Origin of the sequence: Denitraticella aggregata (genome assembly GCF_048158365.1) — a bacterium.
Taxonomy (GTDB): Bacteria; Pseudomonadota; Gammaproteobacteria; order Burkholderiales; family Rhodocyclaceae; genus Azoarcus_F.
The window spans coordinates 1-824 of the sequence record NZ_JBLLNL010000045.1 but is presented as its reverse complement, the minus strand read 5'-3'; the positions used below and the strand labels follow the sequence as shown (position 1 = coordinate 824).

1 protein-coding gene is annotated in these 824 nt (G+C 66.4%); it reads left to right on the top strand.

Features of this window, described 5'->3' with window-relative positions; genetic code table 11:
* Positions 1–8 precede the first annotated feature (8 nt).
* A partial coding sequence (gene tnpC, locus ACKVEX_RS16580) for an IS66 family transposase (protein WP_473216846.1) occupies positions 9–824 on the top strand: 816 nt, incomplete at its 3' end.

The window sequence follows — 824 nt, the reverse complement described above, 5'->3', positions numbered from 1 at the left end:
AGGCGCCGGTGATCGCCCCCGCGCCGGCTCAGGTGCTTCCCAAGAGCAACGCCAGCAACGATCTGTTGGCGATGCTACTCATCACCAAGTACGTCGATGGCCTGCCGCTGGCGCGTTTCGAGTATGTGCTGGCCCGTGCGGGCGTCACCGTGCCGCGCCAGACACTGGCGCGCTGGGTGATCGGGGCCGCCCAGGCGCTGCAACCGCTCGCCAACCTGATGCGCGACGTGCTGCTCGGACACGACATCATCCACATGGATGAGACGCCGATCCAGGTACTCAAGGAACCCGATCGAGCGCCGACGAGCAAGAGCCAGATGTGGGTGCAGCGCGGCGGGCCACCGGGCCAGCCGGTGATCCTGTTCGAGTACGATCCGAGCCGTGCGCAGGCGGTGCCCTTGCGGCTGCTCGAAGGGTGGCAGGGTTACCTGATGACCGATGCGCTCGAGAGCTACGGGGCCATTGCCTTGCGTGATGGCGTGACTCGGCTCGGATGCTGGGTCCATGCACGACGCCGCTTCGTCGAGGCCACCAAGCTCCTGCCGGATGGCAAGACCGGCCGGGCGCACGAAGCGCTGGCCTTGATCGCCAAACTCTACGCCATCGAGAAGGATTGCCGGCAAGTGAGCGCCGCCGAGCGCCTTGCGCAACGGCAAAGCCGAAGCCGCGCGGTCCTCGACGAACTGCGCCGGTGGCTGGATCAGGTTCTTCCGAGCGTGCCGCCTTCGACCGCCTTGGGGCAAGCGCTGAGCTATCTGAACCGACAGTGGCCGCGCCTGATCCGCTACATCGACCGCGGTGATCTGCCGATCGATAACAATCCG